22 protein-coding genes, 2 tRNA genes and 1 other RNA gene are annotated in these 21,897 nt (G+C 66.0%); 6 read left to right on the top strand and 19 right to left on the bottom strand.

Features of this window, described 5'->3' with window-relative positions; genetic code table 11:
- Nucleotides 1-78 precede the first annotated feature (78 nt).
- Both RMP06_RS20215 and folE read right to left on the bottom strand, forming a co-directional pair.
- The gene (locus RMP06_RS20215) at nt 79-504 is read right to left on the bottom strand and encodes a BLUF domain-containing protein (protein WP_310463586.1); all 426 of its coding nucleotides are present in this window, start codon (nt 502-504) and stop codon (nt 79-81) included.
- Between the two features lie 5 nt (nt 505-509).
- Complete coding sequence (gene folE, locus RMP06_RS20210) at nt 510-1,250, bottom strand: GTP cyclohydrolase I (RefSeq protein WP_409050212.1); 741 nt, start codon at nt 1,248-1,250, stop codon at nt 510-512.
- 166 nt (nt 1,251-1,416) lie between these two features.
- On the opposite strand from folE, the gene RMP06_RS20205 reads away from it, so the two are divergent.
- From RMP06_RS20205 to RMP06_RS20195, 3 genes are all read left to right on the top strand, one after another.
- Nucleotides 1,417-2,214, top strand: a complete 798-nt coding sequence (locus tag RMP06_RS20205) for a gamma-glutamyl-gamma-aminobutyrate hydrolase family protein (RefSeq protein ID WP_310463584.1) — start codon at nt 1,417-1,419, stop codon at nt 2,212-2,214.
- Nucleotides 2,215-2,494: 280 nt separating this feature from the next.
- The gene (locus RMP06_RS20200; protein ID WP_310463583.1) at nt 2,495-3,274 is read left to right on the top strand and encodes a hypothetical protein; all 780 of its coding nucleotides are present in this window, start codon (nt 2,495-2,497) and stop codon (nt 3,272-3,274) included.
- Nucleotides 3,275-3,453: 179 nt separating this feature from the next.
- Complete coding sequence (locus RMP06_RS20195) at nt 3,454-5,136, top strand: MFS transporter (protein WP_310463639.1); 1,683 nt, start codon at nt 3,454-3,456, stop codon at nt 5,134-5,136.
- A 10-nt stretch (nt 5,137-5,146) separates the two neighbouring features.
- Here the strand turns inward: RMP06_RS20195 and RMP06_RS20190 are convergent, their stop codons facing one another.
- A complete protein-coding gene (locus RMP06_RS20190) occupies nt 5,147-5,611 on the bottom strand; it encodes a universal stress protein (RefSeq protein WP_310463582.1) in 465 nt (154 codons plus the stop codon).
- A gap of 100 nt (nt 5,612-5,711) precedes the next feature.
- Between RMP06_RS20190 and RMP06_RS20185 the strand changes: the two genes are divergently transcribed.
- Entirely contained in the window at nt 5,712-6,878 is a 1,167-nt protein-coding gene (locus RMP06_RS20185) for a class I SAM-dependent methyltransferase (protein WP_310463581.1), read from the top strand.
- Here the strand turns inward: RMP06_RS20185 and ffs are convergent.
- Nucleotides 6,874-6,972: signal recognition particle sRNA small type (ffs, locus tag RMP06_RS20180), an RNA gene on the bottom strand. The genes RMP06_RS20185 and ffs overlap by 5 nt on opposite strands.
- Nucleotides 6,973-7,071: 99 nt before the next feature.
- Here ffs and RMP06_RS20175 point away from each other — a divergent pair.
- Nucleotides 7,072-7,389 carry an H-NS histone family protein gene (locus RMP06_RS20175; protein WP_310463580.1) on the top strand — a complete coding sequence of 106 codons (318 nt, stop codon included), beginning with the start codon at nt 7,072-7,074 and terminating at the stop codon, nt 7,387-7,389.
- Nucleotides 7,390-7,471: 82 nt separating this feature from the next.
- Here the strand turns inward: RMP06_RS20175 and RMP06_RS20170 are convergent.
- The 13 genes from RMP06_RS20170 to RMP06_RS20110 form a co-directional block, all read right to left on the bottom strand.
- A tRNA-Asn gene (locus RMP06_RS20170) sits at nt 7,472-7,547 on the bottom strand.
- A gap of 50 nt (nt 7,548-7,597) precedes the next feature.
- A tRNA-Asn gene (locus tag RMP06_RS20165) sits at nt 7,598-7,673 on the bottom strand.
- A 72-nt stretch (nt 7,674-7,745) separates the two neighbouring features.
- Nucleotides 7,746-9,836, bottom strand: a complete 2,091-nt coding sequence (locus RMP06_RS20160) for a sensor histidine kinase (RefSeq protein WP_310463579.1) — start codon at nt 9,834-9,836, stop codon at nt 7,746-7,748.
- A 76-nt stretch (nt 9,837-9,912) separates the two neighbouring features.
- Nucleotides 9,913-10,716 carry an ABC transporter substrate-binding protein gene (locus tag RMP06_RS20155; RefSeq protein WP_310463638.1) on the bottom strand — a complete coding sequence of 268 codons (804 nt, stop codon included), beginning with the start codon at nt 10,714-10,716 and terminating at the stop codon, nt 9,913-9,915.
- Between the two features lie 206 nt (nt 10,717-10,922).
- A complete protein-coding gene (locus RMP06_RS20150) occupies nt 10,923-11,972 on the bottom strand; it encodes an NAD(P)/FAD-dependent oxidoreductase (RefSeq protein WP_310463578.1) in 1,050 nt (349 codons plus the stop codon).
- 15 nt (nt 11,973-11,987) lie between these two features.
- Entirely contained in the window at nt 11,988-12,311 is a 324-nt protein-coding gene (gene fdxA, locus RMP06_RS20145) for a ferredoxin FdxA (protein WP_293996603.1), read from the bottom strand.
- A gap of 56 nt (nt 12,312-12,367) precedes the next feature.
- Nucleotides 12,368-13,087, bottom strand: a complete 720-nt coding sequence (gene cobA / locus RMP06_RS20140) for a uroporphyrinogen-III C-methyltransferase (RefSeq protein ID WP_310463577.1) — start codon at nt 13,085-13,087, stop codon at nt 12,368-12,370.
- A gap of 16 nt (nt 13,088-13,103) precedes the next feature.
- The gene (locus RMP06_RS20135) at nt 13,104-14,426 is read right to left on the bottom strand and encodes a sulfate adenylyltransferase subunit 1 (RefSeq protein WP_310463576.1); all 1,323 of its coding nucleotides are present in this window, start codon (nt 14,424-14,426) and stop codon (nt 13,104-13,106) included.
- The gene (cysD, locus tag RMP06_RS20130) at nt 14,426-15,397 is read right to left on the bottom strand and encodes a sulfate adenylyltransferase subunit CysD (protein WP_310463575.1); all 972 of its coding nucleotides are present in this window, start codon (nt 15,395-15,397) and stop codon (nt 14,426-14,428) included. The genes RMP06_RS20135 and cysD overlap by 1 nt, the downstream gene beginning before the upstream one ends.
- Nucleotides 15,398-15,435: 38 nt before the next feature.
- Nucleotides 15,436-16,158, bottom strand: coding sequence for a phosphoadenylyl-sulfate reductase (locus tag RMP06_RS20125; protein WP_310463574.1), 723 nt, complete (start codon nt 16,156-16,158; stop codon nt 15,436-15,438).
- A complete protein-coding gene (locus RMP06_RS20120) occupies nt 16,155-16,685 on the bottom strand; it encodes a DUF934 domain-containing protein (RefSeq protein WP_310463573.1) in 531 nt (176 codons plus the stop codon). The genes RMP06_RS20125 and RMP06_RS20120 overlap by 4 nt, the downstream gene beginning before the upstream one ends.
- Nucleotides 16,686-16,693: 8 nt before the next feature.
- Nucleotides 16,694-18,394 (bottom strand): nitrite/sulfite reductase, encoded by a 1,701-nt coding sequence (locus RMP06_RS20115; protein WP_310463572.1) that lies wholly within the window; start codon nt 18,392-18,394, stop codon nt 16,694-16,696.
- Nucleotides 18,395-18,411: 17 nt separating this feature from the next.
- Complete coding sequence (locus RMP06_RS20110; protein WP_310463571.1) at nt 18,412-19,209, bottom strand: sulfite exporter TauE/SafE family protein; 798 nt, start codon at nt 19,207-19,209, stop codon at nt 18,412-18,414.
- 97 nt (nt 19,210-19,306) lie between these two features.
- Here RMP06_RS20110 and RMP06_RS20105 point away from each other — a divergent pair, with 97 nt between their 5' ends.
- Nucleotides 19,307-20,224, top strand: a complete 918-nt coding sequence (locus tag RMP06_RS20105; protein WP_310463637.1) for a patatin-like phospholipase family protein — start codon at nt 19,307-19,309, stop codon at nt 20,222-20,224.
- A 7-nt stretch (nt 20,225-20,231) separates the two neighbouring features.
- Here RMP06_RS20105 and RMP06_RS20100 read toward each other — a convergent pair whose 3' ends face one another.
- Both RMP06_RS20100 and RMP06_RS20095 read right to left on the bottom strand, forming a co-directional pair.
- Nucleotides 20,232-21,392 (bottom strand): MFS transporter, encoded by a 1,161-nt coding sequence (locus RMP06_RS20100; protein ID WP_310463570.1) that lies wholly within the window; start codon nt 21,390-21,392, stop codon nt 20,232-20,234.
- Nucleotides 21,393-21,405: 13 nt separating this feature from the next.
- Nucleotides 21,406-21,891, bottom strand: coding sequence for a DUF192 domain-containing protein (locus RMP06_RS20095; protein WP_310463569.1), 486 nt, complete (start codon nt 21,889-21,891; stop codon nt 21,406-21,408).
- Between the last annotated feature and the right edge of the window lie 6 nt (nt 21,892-21,897).

Raw genomic sequence — 21,897 nt, 5'->3', positions numbered from 1 at the left:
GAACTTGTTCACGCTATTCGGCGATGCTTGCCACACACCTGACCGGGCGGGTGGAGCGCCCTGGGACTGGGGGGACGGTCAGGTGGTGCGTCCGACGATCGACGCGGTGGCGATCAGCTCTTCCAGCATGGCCAGCGAAGCCCGACCCGAGACAGAGAAGGGATCGAGTACCGGCCTGTCGCTGTACTTGAGCACGATCGACGGATTGATGCGCGCCAGATTGACCTGGCCCATCGTCCAGCCGGAGAAGCGCCGCTCGGTGATTTCTTCGTAGTGCAGCACCATCACGTCATGGTGGCGACCATCGCGCACGATGGCGTTGTAGAGCCGGTTCACCGTGTCGCGCCCGCCCTCGATCACCTGCATGAACACATTGCCGCCGTGGCAGAGGATGCCCGTGATGCCGAGCGCGGGGTTGTGGGCACGGGACTGGGCGAGGATCGAGTCGATCATCTCGGTCGTTACCGCGTAGGCGCGGCTTGCATACAGCAGACGGACGAGCATGGGGTTCAGCCTTTGCGGTGGGTGACGAGCGCGAGAAATTCGCGGCGCAGGTTCGGATCCTTCAGGAAGGAGCCACGCATGACGCTGTTGATCATCTTGGAGTCCAGATCCTTGACGCCGCGCCAGCCCATGCAGAAGTGGTCGGCCTCCATGATCACGGCCAGCCCGTCGGGCTGCATCTTGTCGTTGAGCAGATCGGCCACCTGCGTGACGGCTTCCTCCTGGATCTGCGGGCGGGACATGATCCACTCGGCCAGCCGCGCGTACTTGGACAGGCCGATCAGCGCCGAGTGCGCGTTGGGCATCACGCCGATCCAGAGCTTGCCGATGATCGGGCAGAGGTGGTGCGAGCAGGCGCTGCGCACGGTGATCGGGCCGACGATCATCAGCTCGTTCAGGTGCTCCACATTGGGGAACTGCGTGACAGGCGGCTGGGCGACGTAGCGGCCCCGGAACACCTCCTGCAGGTACATCTTGGCCACGCGGCGGGCGGTGTCCTGGGGGTTGTGGTCGCTGTCGGTGTCGATCACCAGGCTGTCGAGCACGCCGGCCATCTTGCCCTGCACCTCGTCGAGCAGGGCGTCGAGTTCACCGGGGTGGATGAAGTCGGCGATGTTGTCGTTGGCATGGAAACGCCGGTTGGCGGCCTGGATGCGGGCCCGGATGACAGCGGACATCGGCCGTCCAGTCTCCTGGTCGAGATCGCCCGACGGCGTCGGGGCTGAGAGTTCGGTGGGACTGTTCATCGTGCTGGCGGCATCCGGAGTAGGCAGAAATCCTAGCAGGGCTCGGCTTCCCATGCCCGGAGCGGGTTGCGTGCGGATGTGCTCGCACAAATCCGCAACATTGCTGCCGGGTCGGACTAAGGGTTTGCAAGAATGGACGCACTGGAATGGAATCCAAGGAGCCTCCATGTCGCGCCCTCCGCTGATCGGTATTTCCGCCCGCATCTACTTCCCCAACACGCCGGTGGCCGATCTGGGTGGTGTCTTCACCCGCACGCTGCACTACCTGGAGCAGTCGGTGGCGCACTGGGTGCTGGGAGGGCGGGCGCTGGCCGTGATGATTCCCGCCATCGAGAGCGACGGCATGATCGCCCGCAGCGAGATGAGCCTGTCGGAGTACGCCAGCCACCTCGACGGCCTGGTGCTGCAGGGCGGCAATGACATCGCGCCCGAGAGCTACGGCGAAGCTCCGCTGCGCCCCGAGTGGAGTGGCGACCGCGTCCGTGACCGCTACGAGATCGACCTGTTCGAGGCGTTTGTCGCGGCAGGCAAGCCGGTGGTGGGCATCTGCCGTGGCTGCCAGCTCATCAACGTCGCCCTTGGTGGCACGCTCTACCAGGACATCCCCACGCAGGCGCCATCCTCGGTGCGCCATCTGCACCTGGAGCAGTACGACCAGCAGTTCCACGCGATGGGCATCGTGCCGGGGACGCGGCTGTCGGCGCTTTACCCGGGTGTGAGTACGGCGGTGATCAACTCGATCCACCACCAGGCGGTGAAAGATCTGGGCCGCAACCTCACGGTTGAGGCCCGCGCCCAACCAGACGGCCTGGTTGAGGCCATCCGCTGGAACGGCCCGAGCTACGTCTTCGGCATGCAGTGGCACCCGGAGTTCATGGCGCAGCAGCTGAGCCACGCCACTCAGCTGGACGGCAACCCGATTCTTTCGGATTTCCTGGCGGCCTGCCTGCGCCGCCGGGGGTGACTGCAGCCCGTGTCGCCGTGGATACTGTTACTGCTTGAAAGTCTTGTGCTTCTGTCGATATAGGGTTGTATGCGGACCCTATGTGAAAAACGACGTGGTACCGCTCCATGATTCGAGGGGGAGCCCGAAAATTCGCGTGAATTTATGTCAGGATTTGATGTTTTCAAATTTTTCTTGAGCATCGTTCTTGACAACAAAGGCGCCGACCCTACGGCGTTCGACGGGATAGCATGAAATTTTCAATTCAAGACAGACGTGGGGGCGCCTGACCATGGCCGACATGCAAGCAACCCGGCGCCGAGCGGCTGTGTCCGTGTTTTCGGATTTGCTCGACGAGACGGCACTGACCGAGGCACTCTGGCTCCAGCACGAGTCGATGCGAGGGGAAAACGTTTCGGACATCATCGCGTTCGTCGACGCGGTCGCCCAGCGCAATCTGCTGGACGTGGCATCCGTCAAGCGGCTCTACAACGGGTTCTACAAGGCACTGCGCGAAAGCCCGGAGCGCCTGCCGCTGGATCCGTGGCCGGCCATGCAGGCGGCCCGTGCAGCGGCTCGGCCACCCGCGCCACCACCGAAAGCCGTGGCGCCAGTGGCTCCAGTGATCTCGCCGGTGATCAATCCGGTCGCGGCCGCGCTGGCGGCGGCGCAGGCCGCAGTGCCTGTGCAGACGCTGGTGCCGGAGGAGCCGCCGGTCATCTTCGGCGCGCTGATGCGGGCCATCGTGTCCGAGGTGTTCCAGCACCACCGCGAGGCACTCGACGAGGTCCGCAAGGATGCCTTGCAGCGGCTGGACGACTCGATGGCCGTGCCCGCCTTGCGCCAGCAATTCCGCAGCGGCTGGAGCCGTGCACTGCAGCACGACTGGCAGTTGTCGGGCACGCACGCCGATCTGGCCGAACTGACCCGCGTGGTCTATCTGGCGCTGGGTGATGCATTCGGCCGCGCAGGTGCAGACCACGTCCTCAAGCGCGGTCTGGACGCGGCCGAGGCTGTGCCTGAGGCCAAGGTGTTTGCGCCGCGTCGCCTGCTGGTCACCATCAAGGGCCTGCGCATCTGATCCGAATGACTGGTGGGTGCGGCCTCGTGCCGAAGCCCCCGGTCTTGCCTTGACTATTGCGCCGCGTGCGCGGGCGATTTTACCGTCCGCCCCGGCAGGAGAACAGCATGTCCAATCTGCAGGACGTCCGTGACGCCGCCGTCGACACCGACGCCGAATACCACGATGCCCCGACCCCAATGACCGCGCAGGAGCGCAAGGTCATCCTCGCCTCGTCGCTCGGCACCATCTTCGAGTGGTACGACTTCTACCTCTACGGCGCGCTGGCCGCCATCATCGCCAGGCAGTTCTTCACAGCGCTGGAGCCGACCTCTGCCTTCATCTTTGCGCTGCTGGCGTTTGCTGCCGGCTTCATCGTGCGACCGATCGGGGCCGTGATTTTCGGTGGTCTGGGCGACATGATCGGGCGCAAGTACACCTTCCTGGCCACCATCGTGATCATGGGCATCTCGACGATGCTGGTCGCCGTGCTGCCGACCTACAGCACGGCCGGTGCCTTCGCGCCGATCGCGCTGGTGCTGCTGCGCATGCTGCAGGGTCTGGCGTTGGGCGGGGAGTACGGCGGCGCCGCCATCTACGTGGCCGAGCATGCGCCCCAGAACCGCCGTGGCGCCTACACCGCCTGGGTGCAGACGACGGCGACTGTCGGCCTGTTCCTGTCGCTGGTCGTGATCCTGGTGACCCGCAACCTGCTGGGCGAAGCGCAGTTCGCCGATTGGGGCTGGCGCATTCCGTTCGGTCTGTCAGCGGTGATGCTGGCGTTTTCGCTGTGGATCCGTCTGTCGATGAGCGAGTCGCCGGCCTTCCGCAAGATGCAGGAAGAGGGCAAGACCTCCAAGGCGCCGCTGGCCGAGTGTTTCGGTCAGTGGAAGAATCTGAAGATCATCGTGCTGGCGCTGTTCGGGCTGGTGGCCGGGCAGGCGGTCGTCTGGTACACGGGGCAGTTCTATGCGCTGTTTTTCCTCACCGGCGTGCTCAAGGTCGATCCGAGCACGGCCAGCATCCTGATCGCCATCGCGCTGCTGATCGGCACGCCGTTCTTCGTGGTGTTCGGAACATTGTCGGACCGCATCGGCCGCAAGCCCATCATCATGGCGGGGCTGCTGATCGCGTGCCTGGTGTATTTCCCGCTCTTCAAGCTGTTGACCTCGCTGGCCAACCCCGATCTGGCTGCCGCGCAGGAGCGGGTGCAGATCGTCGTCAAGGCCGATCCGATGACCTGCTCGTTCCAGGGCAGTCCAATCGCCAAGGAAACCGACTTCACTTCCTCGTGCGACATCGCCAAGCGCGCACTGGCCCAGCTGTCGGCCAGCTACACCAACGTGCCGCTGCCCTCGGGCACACCGACGGAGGTGCATGTGGGTGGCACCGTGCTGACACCGCCCAATGGCCGCCTGACCGCCGAAGGCGACCGATTCGAGTCCGAAAACCTCGTCGATATCGCCCAGTTCCGCAAGCAGGATCTGCCGGATGCGCTGGAGGCGGCTGGTTACCCGCGCAAGGCCGATCCGACCAAGATCAACCACGTCGGCGTGGTGGCGGTGCTGGTGGTGCTGATGCTGCTGGTGACGATGGTCTACGGCCCGATCGCCGCGACGCTGGTCGAGATGTTCCCGACCCGCATCCGCTACACCTCGATGAGCTTGCCGTACCACATCGGCAACGGCTGGTTTGGGGGTCTGATGCCGACCATCGCCTTCGCGATGGTGGCGCAGAACGGCGACATGTACCACGGTCTCTGGTACCCGATCGGTGTCGCGGCGCTGACCTTCGTGGTCGGCATGCTCTTCATCCGCGAGACCAAGGACGTGGACATCTACGCCAAGTTCCTCTTCTGGCACCCGAACCGGATGCGCAAGTAGGCTGAGGCGTTCAGGGTTGTTCGGCTGCCTCGTCGACCAGATCGGCGAGGTCCTCCGCCTCCACGTCCGAGCGACGCTGCGGCACCAGCAGCACCGGCACATGGCTGTGGCGCTCCACGGCCTGTGTCACCGCCTGGCTGCGGCCAGCCAGCACGATCAGGTCGCAGCCCAGCAGATCGGCCTGCTCCACCACCTGTTGTGCCACATCCCCTGTGACCACCAGTGACTCATGCGCCACACCTGCCTCGTCCAGCAAGGCGTGGGCGGCGAGCAGCGCGTGTTCTCCGGCACCATGGCTGGCGCCTTCGATCACGTCGACATTCGGGGCGAGCACCACTTCGTAGAGATGTGGCGGCTCCTGCACATTCAGCAGGACGGCGGTGAAATCGAGCCCCTGCGTGCGCAATTGCAGTGCCTGCCGCACGGCGTCCAGTGCCTGGGGGCTTCCGTCGATGGGCAAAAGGGTGCGGATCATCGTGTGACTCCTGTCATGAATGGGGGCATGCGGTGATGCTACCGTCTGCCGGGCGATACTGCCGGCCTTCTTCCATGACCGCCGTTCGTCGCGTATCCACATGCCGTTGCCCCTCCAGTTCCCGACGTTGACCTGGACCGAAGCCGATCAAGTCCACACCGCGCGCTGGCGGTCCGAAAACGGCGCGGCTGTGCCACGCCGTGTCGTGGTCGCTGACGACCAGACCCGGGCCGACGATGCCTTGCGCCTGGCACGCGAGGGTGCGGTGTTGCTGTGGCGCGGTGATTTCCAGAGTGCCCGGCTGCTGCTGCAGGCCATGGGGCGGCGGCTGGACCGTGCGGGTTCGCGCGCTGGGCCAACAGCACCGGGCGCTGCGGGCGGATCACCCGCAGACGCATTTCACCGTCACCGGCTGGCGCAGGCGCAGCGGTCGCGCCTGCTGTCGGCGATCACCCTCACTCTGGAGGCGGATTACGCCATTGCCTTGCGCCGCGCACCCGACCTGCGCCTGGCCTGCGCGGAAGCCTACGGCGCGCCGGACGGGCAGGCCAGCGTGGTCTCGCTGCGCGAGTTGCTGGGCCTGGTGGGGGCGCACGAATGGCGCAAGAAGGGCGTTCCCATCGTCGCGGCGGGCGGGCGCGTGCATGCCCACTACGGGGTCTTTTCGCCTGTGCGGGGCGAGTACATCGATTTGGTCGCGGCGGCGCCACTGCCCTCGCTGGAACTGGCGTTCGACATCGGGACCGGCACGGGCGTCCTGGCGTCGGTGCTGGCGCAGCGGGGTGTCAGGCGGATCGTCGCGACCGAACTCGACGACCGCGCGCTGGCCTGTGCCGCCGACAACCTGCAGCGGCTGGGGCACGCCGGGCGGGTTGAGCTGATGAAGGCGGACCTGTTTCCGCCGGGCAGGGCACCGCTTGTCGTCTGCAATCCGCCGTGGCTTCCGGGCAAGCCCAGTTCCTCGATCGAACACGCCATCTACGATCCGGACAGCCGGATGTTGCGGGGTTTCCTGCGCGGGCTGGCCGATCACCTGGCTCCGAACGGGCAAGGATGGTTGATCTTGTCCGATCTGGCCGAACATCTCGGGTTGCGCCGACGTGCGCAATTGCTGGAATGGATCGAACAGGCCGGGTTGCGCGTGATAGCGTGTCCGACGATCCGTCCGCGTCATCCGAAAGCAGGCGATGCCAACGATGTGCTGCACGCTGCCCGGACTGCTGAAGTCACGATGCTCTGGCAACTGGTTGCCAAGGGGAATGGGTGACGAGCCTGAACCCTGGCACTGGAGGCTAACGGTTAGGGCTGCTTCGTTCCCGACCTGACCCGTTTGGCCGCGCCCCCATGCAGGGAGGCCCGTCACCGAAGATTGTAATCGACTTGACCAAGGATGCTGTGTCGAATCCGGTTCTGTGCGATTATCTGGTTTCTGTTACAGCTTGCAGGGCTGTCATTCATCGATGAAGAACACCGAACGCCAGATCGTCGACCTCGAAGACGACGTCGAAAGAATTGCTGCCATCCGCAAGATCCGCAAACTGATTGATTTCTGGCGGATCACACCAGCCGAATTGCGAGGACGCCCAGTTGCTTCCGCGCGTTCGCAGGAACCGGCCCAGATTCGCTACCGGCACCCGGTCACGCTGGAGGTCTGGGATGGTTGCGGCACGCAACCGCAGTGGTTGCGTGATGCCCTGATCAAGGAGGGCTATACAGTAGATGAATTGCGCCCGGTCGCGGGTCAGTCTATCTCGATCGAATTGACGCCGGCCAGCTGAAATCCCCACGGGGGCATTTGACATTCCACAAGGCAAGAAGGTCTGCATCCTTGCGAATGCAGACCTTCTTGTTTGGTTTGTTTGGCTCCCCGACCTGGACTCGAACCAGGGACCTGCGGATTAACAGTCCGTCGCTCTACCAACTGAGCTATCAGGGAATTGTGCAGTTGCGGATGCCGCTTTGAATGCCGTTCAGCGCGATTTGATTTGGCTCCCCGACCTGGACTCGAACCAGGGACCTGCGGATTAACAGTCCGTCGCTCTACCAACTGAGCTATCAGGGAATCGCATTGCGCTTTGGCGTCAACTGACAAGACCGCAATTGTATGACACCGACTGCCGTCGGCGCAATAGTTTCAGGCAATTTTATTGCTCAACGCCGTCACCGAGACCCGACCCAGGGCCGGCAGGGTCAGGTGGCAGACGCTGCCGCCGTTCGGATGGTTCTTGCATTGCACTTCGCCGTCAAGTCCGCGCAGGATCTGCTGGCAGATAGTCAGCTCCAGGCCGCTGCCATCTCCTAGGCCATCGCTGGCCCTGCGCGGCTGGAAGAACGCCGAAAACATTGCTTCGCATTCGCTGTCAGGCAAGCCCGGTCCGGCATCATGAATCCACCAGTGCAGCGCGCCATCGTTGTCGCGTGACGAGCGGATCTCGATCAGGCTCCCGGCCGGTGATACCCGCACAGCACGCTCGATCAGCGTGCGCACCGCCTGCTGGAAGCGCAAGGCGTCCACGCTCGCCATGCCGTTAGCGCATGGCTTGACGACGATGTCGATCTGACGCGCCCGCGCATCAATGCGTGCGTGCCGTATCACTTCCTCGATCAGGTCACCGGTGTCCGCATCGCTGCGGTGCAGCGTGCCGGTCGCATTCTTGACGCGTGACAGATCGAGCATGTCATTCACGACCGAGAGCATCCGCTGCCCGCCGCTTTGAATGTGTGTGAACATCTCGTGTTGCGCGCTGTCGTGGCGGCTGCGCATGACACCCAGTTCGGAGAAACCGATGATCGACTGCAGGGGCGTGCGCAGCGCGTGGCTGAGGTTGCCGATGAACTCTGATTCTGCACGGTGCGCCGTGGCCGAGGCGGTCATCGCGTCGGCAGCGCGCTGCTCGGCTTCGCGGAAGCTGGTCACGTCGGTGATGCTGCCGATCACGCCGCCTGGTCGGCCGTCCGGCCGTGTCAGCGCGACCTTGGCGATCAGCGCCTGCCGGCACGCACCGTTGCGCAACACGATGTTTTCCATGTAGCTGCTCTGGCCCGCGCCGGCCCACAGTGCCACGTCGCGCACGGGGTGGTAGGCCAGGTGGCTCAGAGTGGGGTCGGTGTCGGCACGCTGGCCGATCAGGTCATCGCGCCGCACGCCGAGGAAATCCTCGAACGCCTGGTTCACCAACACGTAACGCCCCAGCGGATCGAGCACGAACATTGGCGCCGGAGCCGCCTCGATCACGGCGCGGAGGTGGCGTTCACTCTCTTCCAGACGACCGCGTGTGCGGTCGAGCACTGCTGCCATGCGTTCGTGTGCGCGCAGACTGCGCCAGGTGGTGACGGTACCCGCGATGATCATCAGCATGCCGACGAGGTCCACGATCAGCAGCCAGCCGAGTTTGCGGCGCCAGTTGGCCGTCACTTCGGCCATTGGCTCCTCGACCACAACCAGCAGCGGGTGCTTTCGGCTTGTCCGGAACGAGGTGATCACCACCGCTGTGTCCAACCCCGCGCCTTCGTAACTGCCAGACTCCTGGTCTGGCAGAAACTCCTGCAGCGCGCGGTGGTTTTGCACGCTGGTGCCGGGCAGGCGCTGCACGCCTTCGGTGCCGGCCAGCATGCGGCCCTGGTAGTCGAGCAGCGCCGCGTTCAGCGACCGTTCGCCCAGAATCTGCTGGAAATGGTTGGCGAGGTAGTCCGGATTCAGCGCTGCCACCGCCAGAAAGGGCTGTCCATCCGGCGTGGTGCCGCGGTGGATCAGCGTGATCAGGCCGACCCCAGGAAGGGCGTGGGGTGTGCCGGCCTGTCCAGGCGATCGCAGTCGTGCGGCGTCGAGCAGATCACGGCCCGGCAACCACGGGCCAAGCCAGGCTTCACTTGCATTGACCGGCTGGCCGAGCAGGTGCACGTCAAATACCGCTCCGACCGCCGCGGCATTGGAACTCACCATCACCTTGCCACTGGCATCCAGTACCGAGAGGCTACGCATATATGGGAGTCCGCGCACGGCTTCGACCAGCCGTTCGGACAGATCACCGCTGACAGTTTCGCGGTTCTGCACGCGCTGGCTGATCATCGCCAGCGTGAGCGAAGCGGCGTCGAGCGTTCGGCTGGTCTCGTCCTCGAGGAGTCTTGCCAGCAATTGCGTTCGCCGAGTTTCCTGGGTGATCGTGTCCTTGCGCTGGTAGACCGCGAACGCACCCGACAGCAGGGTCAGCAGCACCGCCAGCACCGATCCGGCCCAGACCAGGTGCGCGCTACTCAACCAGATCAGGCGGGTGGGAACGTCTTTCAGGCTCATGGGCGGGTCAACGGGCGGTCGGCCGGATCACGATTTCGGACAACCGATGGCGACGGGCAGCACTTTCAAGGCGGCCGTCCTGACGCATGTCGGTAACAAAACGGTTGATGCGGGCCAGCCACTCGTCATCACCGGGGCGGATTGCATAGGCATAGGGCAGCACATGGAACGGTTGTGGAGGGCTGATCAAGCGTGCCCATTCTGCGTTGTCCAGCAGGCGGCGGCTGTAGGGGTAGTCCGTCATGAAGACATCCACCCGGCCCGCTTCGAGTTCCTGTTCACGCGTGGTCGGCGGGCGGATCACCACCATGTTTGCCTGACGCAGGGAGTCGCGCATCACGGGTTCCATGAACGTGCCGGCCTGGACCGCCACCTGCACGCCCGGTTGGTCGATGTCCTCCCAGCGCCGCACGACCCGACTGCTGCGGCTGGTGACGGCGTAGATGTCGCTCTGCAGATAGGGCTGGCTGAAGCGCAGGAATTTTTCGCGCTGTGGCAGTACACCGACGGCAAACATCGCGATGTCGCACCGGTCCTTCAGCAGGTCGTCCACCAGCGTGGCAAATGAGGAATCGACGTGGTGCAGCCGCGCGCCCAGCTCGCGCGCGAATTCGGCCGACATGTCGATGTCGAGGCCCGTGAACTGGCGAGTCTTGGGGTTGCGGTAGCTGATGCCGTAATAGTCCGGCCAGACACAGACCCGCAGCTCGCTGCTGCGTTGGACCCGCTCAAGCACCTCGCCGGCCGTGGCTGCGGTGTGCATCAGACCAGCCAGCAGAAAACCGGAAACCACCTGAAAGAAGCATTTCATCTTGAACCTGCCTTGCGTGACGACCGCTCTGTTGGATGCCCTGTCCGCAAAGATACGAATTTTGACATCGGGGAGTGTGATGCCGCCTTCGGGCAAACCACGGACTGCCTGAAGGGCAGGAGCCTGATTCACGCCGGTTGCCGTGAGGGAATGCGCACAAGCCTGTCACGGCGACCGAGCGGGAAGCTCCCTGAAATGAGCCAGGCTCAGCCAGTGAGCCCTAGACGCCGGTGCAGCAGCGCGCTGCTGGTCGTGTACAGCAGCGGCCCGCGCTCCTGCGGACGCAGGTGGTCGTGTGCCGCGTGGGCGGCGAGCGTTGCTTCGTGGAAGCCGCAGAGAATCAGCTTCTTCTTGCCAGGATAGGTATTGATGTCGCCGACGGCGTAGATCCCGGGCAACACGGTTTCAAACGTGGTGACATTGACCGGCAGCAGCTTGCGCTCCAGCGCGAGTCCCCAGTCGGCGATCGGCCCCAGCCGCGGGCTGAGCCCCTGGCAGACGATCAGTACGTCCAGTGGGCACAGCGTTTCGAGGCCCTGCGCGTCCAGCACGGTCACGGCGTCCAGGCGATCACCTTGCGCACGCGCGGTGGTGATCTGGCCGATGCAGACCCGCAGGCGCCCGTTGGCCCGCAGTGCAGCGACACGCGCCAGCAGATCGGCTTCGGCGGTGAACTGGTCGCGCCTGTGCAGCAGCGTCACGTCGGTCGTTCGGGGGTGTTCGGCAAGCGCGGCCGCGCAGTGCAGTGCGGCGTCATCGCCGCCCACCACAAGGACACGCTGGCCAGCGAATGGCGCCAGATCGTCCGGGTGGTGAAAGACCTGCCGCTGCTCATGCGCCTCCAGTCCTGCGACCTTGAGGCGCCGGGGTGTGAATGCACCCACGCCCGCTGCGATGAATACGCTGCACGCCAGAAACTGCAGCCCCGCATGGGTCCCGACCTCGAACCGACCATCCCCCAGCGGGCGCAGCGTCTGCACCTCATGGCCGAAATGCAGACCCGGCTGGAAGGGCGCAGTCTGCCGCAGCAGGAGGTCGGTCAACTCCCGACCGGTACACACCGGCACGCCGGGAATGTCGTAGATGGGCTTGTCGGCATAGAGCGCGACACATTGGCCGCCAGCCTGTGGCAGCACGTCCACCACCTGCACCGACAGCCCCAGCAGTCCGAGCTGGAACGCCTGGAACAGCCCGACCGGACCCGCGCCGATCACCAGCGCATCGGTCTCGATCGGTGCAGCCGGTGTGGTGGTCACGTCAACCGATCCCGTTCAGCGTTGCAGGAACTGGATCTTGTCCTTGACGTCTTTCCAGTCATCGGCGTCCGGCAGCGGGGCCTTGCGCTTGGTGATGCTGGGCCACTTGGGGGTCAGCTCGGCGTTGATCTTGATGAAGGCGAGCTGGTCCGCCGGCACATCTTCCTCGGGGAGGATCGCGTTGACCGGGCACTCGGGGATGCAGACCGCGCAGTCGATGCACTCGTCCGGGTCGATGATCAGGAAATTGGGGCCTTCGCGGAAACAATCGACGGGACAGACGTCCACGCAATCGGTGTACTTGCAGCGGATGCAGGCTTCGGTGACGACGTGTGTCATGACGCGGTTTTCACTCGGGTAAGTTGGATGGAGAACGATTTGCGAAACGTTCGATTTTAAGGCTGATGCGCGACGGGCCGCGCACCCGCGCCGACCGTGACCAGCGTGGGCCGGCCGCGGTGCAGCGGATCGGCCTCGGCGAGCGTGGCGACGGTGTGGCGGCTGAACCGCTCGTCGGGCCAGCCCGCACGCGAGATGACTACCACCGGCGTCCCTTCGGGCCAGCCGACCTCGGCGAGCCGCTCGGCCAGCGAGGGCAGTTGCCGACCCGCCATGTAGAACACCTCGGTGTCGGCGCTGCGGCGGGCTTCGAGGTCGCCGGTCTGCGTCATCGCGGTGCTGAAGGCAACGCTGCGGCCGACGCCGCGGCGGGTCAGCGGCTGCTGCGACACCGCGGCGGCGGCCAGCGCCGAGGTCACGCCCGGCACCACCTCGCAGCCGATGCCTGCCGCGTGCAGCGCCTCCAGCTCTTCTTCAAGCCGGCCGAACACGCTCGGGTCGCCGCCCTTGAGCCGCACAACCCGCGCCGACCGCTGCGCACACTCGACCAGCAGCGCGTTGATGCGCGTCTGGCCGGTGCTCTCGCTGCTGAAGCCGCGCTTGCCCACGTCGATCCACTCGGCCTCAAGTGCTTCCGCACGCAGGGCCGGGTCGGTCAGCGCGTCCGCCAGCACGACCTCCGCCGCCCGCAGCCGGTTCAGGCCGCGCACGGTGATCAGGTCGGCCGAGCCGGGGCCGGCGCCGATGAAAACGACGCGGACCTCTGCGGTGTCCATGCGCTCCGCCACCGGTTCAGGCGCTCACCAGCAGCGCGCCGCTGGTGCGGTTGGTGGTCGGATCGACGACGATCAGCGCGCCGCCGACACGGTTGTCCGCATAGGCTTCCACCGGCAGCGCCTGCTGGGTCTGGATCTGCACGCGGCCGATCTCGTTGACAGCCAGTTCATGCGCATCGACCTTTTCGAGCGTATTGATGTCCAGCCGGTGGTCGATCGCGGTGATGCGGGCCTGCACCCAGCGGTTGCCGTGGCGCACCCAGTACTTGCGGCCGAGCACGGCGGGTTCGGTGTCGAGCCAGGCCAGCGTGCCACTGAAGGTCTGCTGCGTCGGGGCGCTGCCGGGCGTGAAGACCCAGTCGCCGCGGGACACATCGACCTGGCGGTCCAGCACGATGCCGGCGGATTGCCCGGCGGTGCAGACATCCACCACGCTGCCGGCGTGGCGTACCGAGGCGACGATGGCGGTCTCGCCACTCGGGAAGATCTGCACGGTGTCGCCGGCCTTCACCGAGCCGTGGGCGATGCGGCCCCACATGACGCGGTGCTGGTGGCCGGTGCCGTGGCCTTCGTCGCGGGCGACGTACTGAACCGGCACGAGCAGGTTGCCGTCGTGCGCTTCGTCGGCGACGGGCAGTGTTTCGAGCAGTTGCAGCAGCGTCGGGCCGGTGTACCAGTCCCAGTTCGCCGACGGCGTGGCCACGTTGTCGCCGCGCAGGGCCGACACCGGCACGATGCCGCGCACGGTGATCCCGGCTTCTTCGGCGAACTTGTTCAGCGCCTTCGACACGGCGTCATAGGCGGCTTGTGTGCCGACTTCGATCGCGTCGAGCTTGTTGATCGCGAACACGATGCTCGGCACGCGCAGCAGGCGGGCCAGCAGGCTGTGGCGGCGGGTCTGCGGCAGCAGCACCACGTCGTCCACCGCCGTGTCGAGCTTGGTGATGTCCACCAGCACGACCGCCGCGTCGGAGCCGGCCGCGGCCGTCACCATGTTGCGGGTGTACTGTTCATGGCCGGGGGCATCGGCGATGTTGAACTTGCGCGTCTTGGTGGTGAAGTATTGGTACGCCACGTCGATCGTGATGCCCTGTTCGCGCTCGGCCTCCAAGCCGTCGGTCAGCAGCGACAGGTCGATCGGCGCACCCGCCGCACGCTTTTCCAGCGCGTCAAGCTTGTCGGCCAGGATGCCGCGGCTGTCGAACAGCAGGCGCCCGATCAGCGTGCTCTTGCCGTCGTCCACGCTGCCGGCGGTCAGGAAACGCAGGGCCTTGTGCGCCAGTTCTTCTCCGGCGTCGATGTGTTCCACGTTGTTCACGTCAGTCTGCACGGTGCTCATCAGAAATACCCTTCCTTCTTGCGGCGTTCCATCGACGCCTCGGAGGTGCGGTCGTCCATGCGGGTCGCGCCACGCTCGGAGACCGTCACCTGCAGCGTCTCGGCCACGATGTCGGCGTTGGTGGCGGCGTCGCTCTCCACCGGGCAGGTGCAGGTCATGTCGCCCACGGTGCGGAAGCGCACGTCCACCGTTTCCACGGTGTCGCTCGCGTCCGGCGGCGTCACGTCCGTCACCGGAACCAGCAGCCCCTTGCGGCGGTAGATCTCGCGCTTGTGGGTGTAGTAGATGTGCGGCAACGGGATCTTCTCGCGCTCGATGTAAAGCCACACGTCGAGTTCGGTCCAGTTGCTGATCGGGAAGGCGCGGAAGTGCTCGCCCGGCTTGATGCGGGTGTTGAACAGGTTCCAGAGTTCCGGGCGCTGTTCCTTGGGCTGCCACTGGCCGAAGCTGTCGCGGTGCGAGAAGATCCGCTCCTTGGCGCGGGCCTTCTCTTCGTCGCGGCGGGCGCCGCCGATCATGCAGTCGAAGCGGTGCTCCTCGATCGTCTCCAGCAGCGTCACCGTCTGGTGGCCATTGCGTGACTCCAGCGGGTGCGCCAAGCGGATCGTGCCGCGCTCCATCGAGTCTTCGAGGTGTCCGACGATCAGCCGCTCGCCCATTTCGGCAATGCGGGCGTCACGGAACTCGATGACCTCGGGGAAATTGTGGCCGGTATCGACATGCACCAGCGGGAAGGGCAGCTTGCCGGCGAACACCGGGCGCTCGCCAGGCTTCGACAGCTTCTGCTTGAAGGCTTTTTCGGCGAGGTGCAGCACCACGCAGGAATCCTTGCCGCTGGAGAACAGCAGGCCGGGCCGCTCGAAGGCGCCGGCCACTTCGCGCAGGATGAAGATCGCTTCTTCCTCCAGCGCGTCGAGGTGGCGGTGGTCCACGTCGGGGAGCAGTTGGGTCATGGTCGTCGGGGCGTTCATGGGTCTTGTGGGGACGTGTCGATCGGGTCGATTCAGGCTCAGGCGGCGGGCTGCTTGACGTGGAGACCGCATTCCTTGGCGCTCTCGTCTTCCCACCACCAGCGGCCGGCGCGGAACTCCTGTCCGACAGCGATGGCGCGGGTGCAGGGCGCGCAGCCGATGCTGGGCATGAACTGGTCGTGCAGCGGGTTGTAGGGCACCTCGTTGGTCGCGATGTAGTGCCACACGTCGTTCCAGCTCCAATCGACCAAAGGGTTGATTTTCGCACGCCCCTGGTCATCGGCCTCGACCGCCAACACTTCACCGCGCGCATTCGACTGCTCGCGGCGCAGCCCCGTCACCCACGCCGTCCGCCCGGTGAGCATCCGGCCAAGCGGCTCCATTTTGCGGATGCCGCAGCACGCCTTGCGCAGCGCCAGGCTCTCGTACATCGCCTTCTCGCCGTTCGTGCGCACGAACTGGACCACCGACTCCTCGACCGGCCGGTACACCTCGACCGCCAGGCCGTAGTGTTCGGTGATGCGCGGGATCAGCGCGACGGTCTCGGGGTGCAGTGCGCCGGTTTCCAGCGTCGCCAGTGTGATCGGCAGGCCGAGCTTGGCGATCAGGTCAGTGACGACCATGTCCTCGGCGCCGAGGCTGGTGGACTGCAGGATGGTGCCGGGGTGGGCGGCGGCGGCGTCCTTCAGGATCTGGACCGTCGCGGCCAGCCGCTCGTCGAAGCCGGCGGTCTTGCGGCCATAGAGGGCGATGGCGCTCATATCGCGGCTCCGGCGTTCAGGTATTCGCGCTGGCCTGCCTCGTCGGCCGGGCGGCCGAAGACGGGGCGGCGCTCCTTGACATCGCCCTGGTAGTGGCCGGGGAAGAACATCAGCGCCCGGTCGGCCGCTTCCAGCGACTGGTCACGGCGCAGCACCACCGCGTCGAAGCCGGTGCGCTGCAGCAGCAGCATCATGTCCACCAGCACATCGCCCGTGGCGCGGATCTCGCCGGCAAACCGGTAGCGCGAACGCAGCAGCCGGGCTTGCGTGTAGGCCCGGCCATCGACCCACTTGGGGAAGTGCAGCACGACCAGCGACAGGCGCGGCAGGTCCGCCTCCAGCGTCTCGATGTCCACGGTGTTGGGCACGATCACGCCGGTCAGCAGCCCGGCCGGCCATGTTTCGCGCACGGCGTGCCACTGCGCCAGCGTCAGCAACTGGTGGTCGCGGGCGACGGGGTGCGGCGAGGGGCCGTCTTCACCGCCGACGGTGTGCCAGGCGTCGTGAGGGGTGTCGATGAATTTCATGGTGAGACTCAAGCAGGGGTGTGGTCGCGGGCGGTGGCGATGCGCTGGGCGTTGGCGGCGGCCTTGAACGGGTCGAGGCCGAGGCGGTGCAGCGCGTCGATGAACTTCTCGCCGGCTTCGCGGTGGCTGCGGTAGGTGTCGAGGATGGCTTCCACGGCGTCGGTGATCTCGCTGGCCGCGAACGACGGGCCGATCACCTTGCCGGGCACGGCGGTGGGCGCGTGGGCCGAGCCGTCCGAGCCGCCCAGCGTGACCTGGTACCACTCGCTGCCGTCCTTGTCCACGCCGAGGATGCCGATGTGGCCGCTGTGGTGGTGGCCGCAGGAGTTGATGCAGCCGCTGATGTGCAGGTCGATCTCGCCCAGGTCGAACACCTCGTCCAGGTCGGCGAAGCGCTCGGTCAGCTCGGCCGCCACCGGGATGGAGCGGGCGTTGGCCAGGTCGCAGAAGTCGCCGCCGGGGCAGGCGATCATGTCGGTGACCAGGCCGATGTTGGGGGTGGCGTAGCCGGCGGCCTTGGCGGCGGCGTAGACCTCGGGCAGGTCGCTGGCCTTGACCCACGGCAGCAGCAGGTTCTGGTCGTGCGTCACGCGCAGCTCGCCGTGGCTGTAGCGGTCGGCGAGGTCGGCGGCCTGGTCCATCTGCACGTCCGTCACGTCGCCCGGCGCCTGACCGGCGCGCTTGACCGACAGCGTCACGGCGCGCCAGCCCGGCACGAGGTGCGCATGCACGTTGCGCTGAATCCAGCGTTGGTACGCCACCGGCAGATCGGCCGGCAGCCCGACTTCCGGCAGCGGCGCCACCTCGGCCGGCCGCGTGAAGCTGGCGGCCACGCGGTCGAATTCGGCCTGCGTGATCAGGTGGGCGCTGCCGTCGAGGTCGCGGCTCAGGATGTTGGCGAACTCGGCGTTCACGGCGTCGAAGAACTTCTGGCCTTCCGCCTTGACGAGGATCTTGATGCGCGCCTTGTAGGCGTTGTCGCGCCTGCCGTAGCGGTTGTAGACGCGCACGATCGCTTCGATGTAGACGAGGATCTGCTGCCACGGCACGAAATCGCTGATGACCGAACCGATGATCGGCGTGCGGCCCATGCCCCCGCCGACCTGGACGCGGAAACCGATCTCGCCCGCGGCGTTCTTCTTCAGTTGCAGGCCCACGTCATGCCAGCCGATCGCGGCGCGGTCTTCCACGGCGCCCGACACGGCGATCTTGAACTTGCGCGGCAGGAAGGCGAATTCCGGGTGCAGCGTGCTCCACTGGCGCAGGATCTCGCAGTAGGGACGCGGATCGACGATCTCGTCGGCGGCGACACCGGCCAGCCCGTCGGTGGTGGTATTGCGGATGCAGTTGCCGCTGGTCTGGATGCCGTGCATGTCGGCGGCGGCCAGCTTGTCCATCACGTCTGCGGCCTGCGTCAGCGGGATCCAGTTGAACTGGACATTCTGGCGGGTCGTGAAGTGGGTGTAGCCGCGGTCGTGGACACGGGCGATCTCGGCCAGCGCACGGATCTGGCGGCTGCTGATCGAGCCGTAGGGCACCGCGACGCGCAGCATCGGGGCGTGGCGCTGGATGTACCAGCCGTTCTGCAGGCGCAGGGCCTTGAAGTCGTCGCCGTCGAGCTGGCCGGCGAAGTGGCGGTCGAGCTGGTCGCGGAACTGGGCCGCACGGGCGTGGACGAACTGGCGGTCGAAGTCGGTGTATTGGTACATGGCGGGCAGTCTGGCAGTCAGGCGGTCAGCAGGATTTTCTTGGCGGCGAACAGCAGCGATGCGCACAGCGCGAGGCGGGTGTACTTGTCGGGCAGCATCTTGGTCAGGTGGGCACCGAGCCAGATGGCGGGGAGCGAGCCCATCAGCAGCTCGATCAGCAACAGCCAGTGGACATTGCCCAGCGTGGCGTGGCCGATGCCTGCCACCAGCGTCAAGGGTACGGCATGGGCGATGTCGGTGCCCACCAGCCGGCGCATCTCCATGCGCGGATACATCAGCAGGATCAGCGTGGCACCCACCGCGCCCGCGCCGATCGAACTCAGCGACACCAGCACGCCCAGCACCAGGCCGCACAGCACCGTGAGCCAGGGCTGGCGGGCCGGCGTGATCCAGCGTTCCAGCCACAAGCCGACGCGGTACCACACCGGCCTCATCATGACCGTGATGGCCGTCAGCACCAGCGCGAGGCCGAGCGCGAAGGTCAGCGCGCTGTCGGCTTTCTTGGTCAGGCCGACCATGTGCATGTAGGCGACGGTGGCGATGGAGCCGGGGATGCTGCCGGCCAGCAGCAGGCCGGTGATCTTGTAGTCCACATGGCCGTGCCGGTGGTGCGCGACCGAGCCGGACACCTTGGTCAGGCAGGCGAACCACAGGTCGGTGCCGATGGCGACGGCCTTTTCCAGGTTGAACACCGAAATCAGCAGCGGCGTCATCAGCGAGCCACCGCCCACGCCGGTGAGGCCCACGATCAGCCCGATGCCGAAGCCGGCCGCGACGGCCAGCCAATCGATCGTGAAACCCAGGGTGTCGAGCATGAATAAGTACCTTGCAGCGCAGCAAAATGAGAGTGTGCGACTCTAGTGGGTGTTGTCATGCCTGCAAACGACTTTTTGAGATGATGTTTATATGAAAATGAATATGAAGACGGTGCGCCGACGCTGTCTTGTGGGTCTGGGGGCAGCGACACTGCTGGTGTTTGCGGGCTGCAGCACGGCGCCGCTGGTGACCGGCAATGCGCCGGTGGATCCGGTGGCGCAGCCACGGCCGGCTCCGCGCCTGCCGCGCATCGGCTTGGCGCTGGGTGGCGGCGCGGCGCGCGGCTTCGCGCACATCGGCGTGATCCAGGTGCTGGAGGAAAACGGCATCCACCCGGATCTGGTCGTCGGCACCTCGGCGGGCAGCGTCGTGGCGGCGCTCTATGCCGCGGGCAACTCCGGCGCGCAATTGGCGACGCTGGCCGACGGCATGGACGAGTCCGCCATCACCGACTGGGCCTTTCCGCTGCGCGGTGCGATCCGCGGCGAGGCGCTGGCCGCCTATATCCGCAAGAACACCGGCGGCAAGAACATCGAGCAATTGAAGATGCCGCTGGGCATCGTCGCCACCGATCTGGCCGATGGTCAGCCCATCCTGTTCCAGCGCGGCGACACCGGCATGGCGGTGCGGGCATCGAGTTCAGTGCCTGCAGTCTTTCAGCCGGTGAAGATCGGCGAGCGCGAGTACGTGGACGGCGGGCTGGTGGCGCCGGTGCCGGTGCGGTATGCCAAGCAGATGGGCGCCGAGTTCGTCATCGCGGTCGATATCTCGTCGCCCCCGGACGGTGCCGCGACGGGCGACGCGATGCGCATGCTGCTGCAGACCTTCTCGATCATGGGCCGCAGCATCAATAACTTCGAGCTGAAGGAGGCCGACATCGTGCTGCGCCCGAAGCTCACCGGGATCTCCAGCGCCGACTTTGCCGCCCGCAAACGCTCGATCGCCGCGGGGCGGGAGATGGGGCTGGCGATGCTGGCGGAGATGAAGGCCAAGATCGCCGCGAAAACGCGCTGAACGGTAATCAGGCGCGGGGCCGCTGCCGCGCCATCCAGACCAGCGCGGCGGCGGTCAGTACCACCGGCGCCAGCGAGCCGACGTTGAGGAGCGTCCACCCCTGCGTCGTCACCAGCAGCCCCGACGCAAACGAAGTGACCGCCAGCGTGACAAAAACGCAGAAGTTCAGCGCCCCCTGCGCACGGTCCTTCTCCTCGGGTGCATAGGACTGCAGCGACAGCGTCGTCGCCCCGGTGAACAAGAAGTTCCAGCCCACGCCTAGCAGGAAGAGCGCGATCAGGAATCGGTGCAGGTCCACGCCAGTCAGCGCGACAGCGATGCACAGCGCGTTGAGCACGACGCCGACGGCCATGATCCACAGTACCCCAAAACGCTTGATGAGCTGCCCCGTGAAGAACCCCGGCGCAAACATGCCGATGACGTGCCATTCCAGCACCAGCGCAGTGTCCGAGAAGGGCAGTCCGCACTGGTCCATCGCGATCGGCGTGGAGGCCATCAGCAGGTTCATCACGCCGTAGCCCAGTGAACTGCACAGTGCCGCGACGATGAACACCGGCTGGCGCACGATCTCGGCCAGCGGGCGCCCGCCAGAAGCCGACTTTTTCGCGGGCGGTGGCGGAAAGTCGATCGCGGCCAGCACCAGCATCGACAGCAGTGCGACCCCGGCCAGCGCTACATAGGCCCCTGCGAAGGGCACGGCGAACAGGCCGCGCGTCTGCGCTGCCAGGTTCGGCCCGGCGACAGCGCCGATCAACCCGCCGGCCATCACCATCGAGACGGCTTTTTCCGTGCCGGTGCGGCCCGCCAGTTCCGCGGCGGCGAAGCGGTAGAGCTGCGCGTTGGCGTTGAAGTAGCCCGCCACCACCGTGGCCACGCACAGCAGTTCGAAATGTCGGCCCACCGCCGCCCACGCGCACGCCAGCGACGACAGCAACGCGACCGCTGCGCCCATCTGGAACGAGGTCTTGCGGCCGAAGCGGGCCTGGGTGCGGGCCACCAGCGAGGTGGACATCGCCCCGCCCAGCACGTAGCCCATCACCGGCAGCGTTGCCATCCAGCCCAGCGGCGCGAGTGCCAGCCCGACCAGCCCGTTGATCGCGATGAAGGCGACGTTGTTGGTGAGGAACAGGCCTTGTGCGACGGCCAGCAGCCAGAGATTGCGGTTCACGCTGCTGCCCGGCTCATCGCGCCGCAGCCGGCTTGAACACTGCGCCGCCGATCACGCTACCGGCCTTGAGCCCGCGCTTGTCGAACCAGCCCTTGTTCATCTCCAGCACAAAGCGCACCGGCTTCTTCGAACAGTGCGAGTCGTCCGACTGGGGCTTCATGTCCTCGATGTTGACGATGGTGCCCGTGTCGTCGATGAACGCGGCCGACAGTGGAATCAGCGTGTTGTGCATCCAGAAACACTGCACGCCGGGCTGCTCGAACACGAAGACCATGCCGTCGTTCGTGCCCATGCTCGGACGGTGCATCAAGCCGATCTGGCGCTCGCTGTCGTCGTCGGCGACTTCGGCGCGGATCAGGTGCATGCCGGCGGTGAGCTGTGTGGTGGGGAGCTTCTGCGGGCCGGACTGGGCGTGGGCGCTGAAGGACACGATGGCGAGTGCGGCCAGTGCCGCCTGCGCGATGCGTTGGTTCAGGCGATAGAACTTGATGTGGATCATGTTGTG

It is taken from the genome of Sphaerotilus sp. (assembly GCF_031429695.1).
Taxonomy (GTDB): Bacteria; Pseudomonadota; Gammaproteobacteria; order Burkholderiales; family Burkholderiaceae_C; genus Sphaerotilus.
Note: the sequence above shows the minus strand (reverse complement) of the source record. Positions and strands in the feature narration are given on the sequence as shown.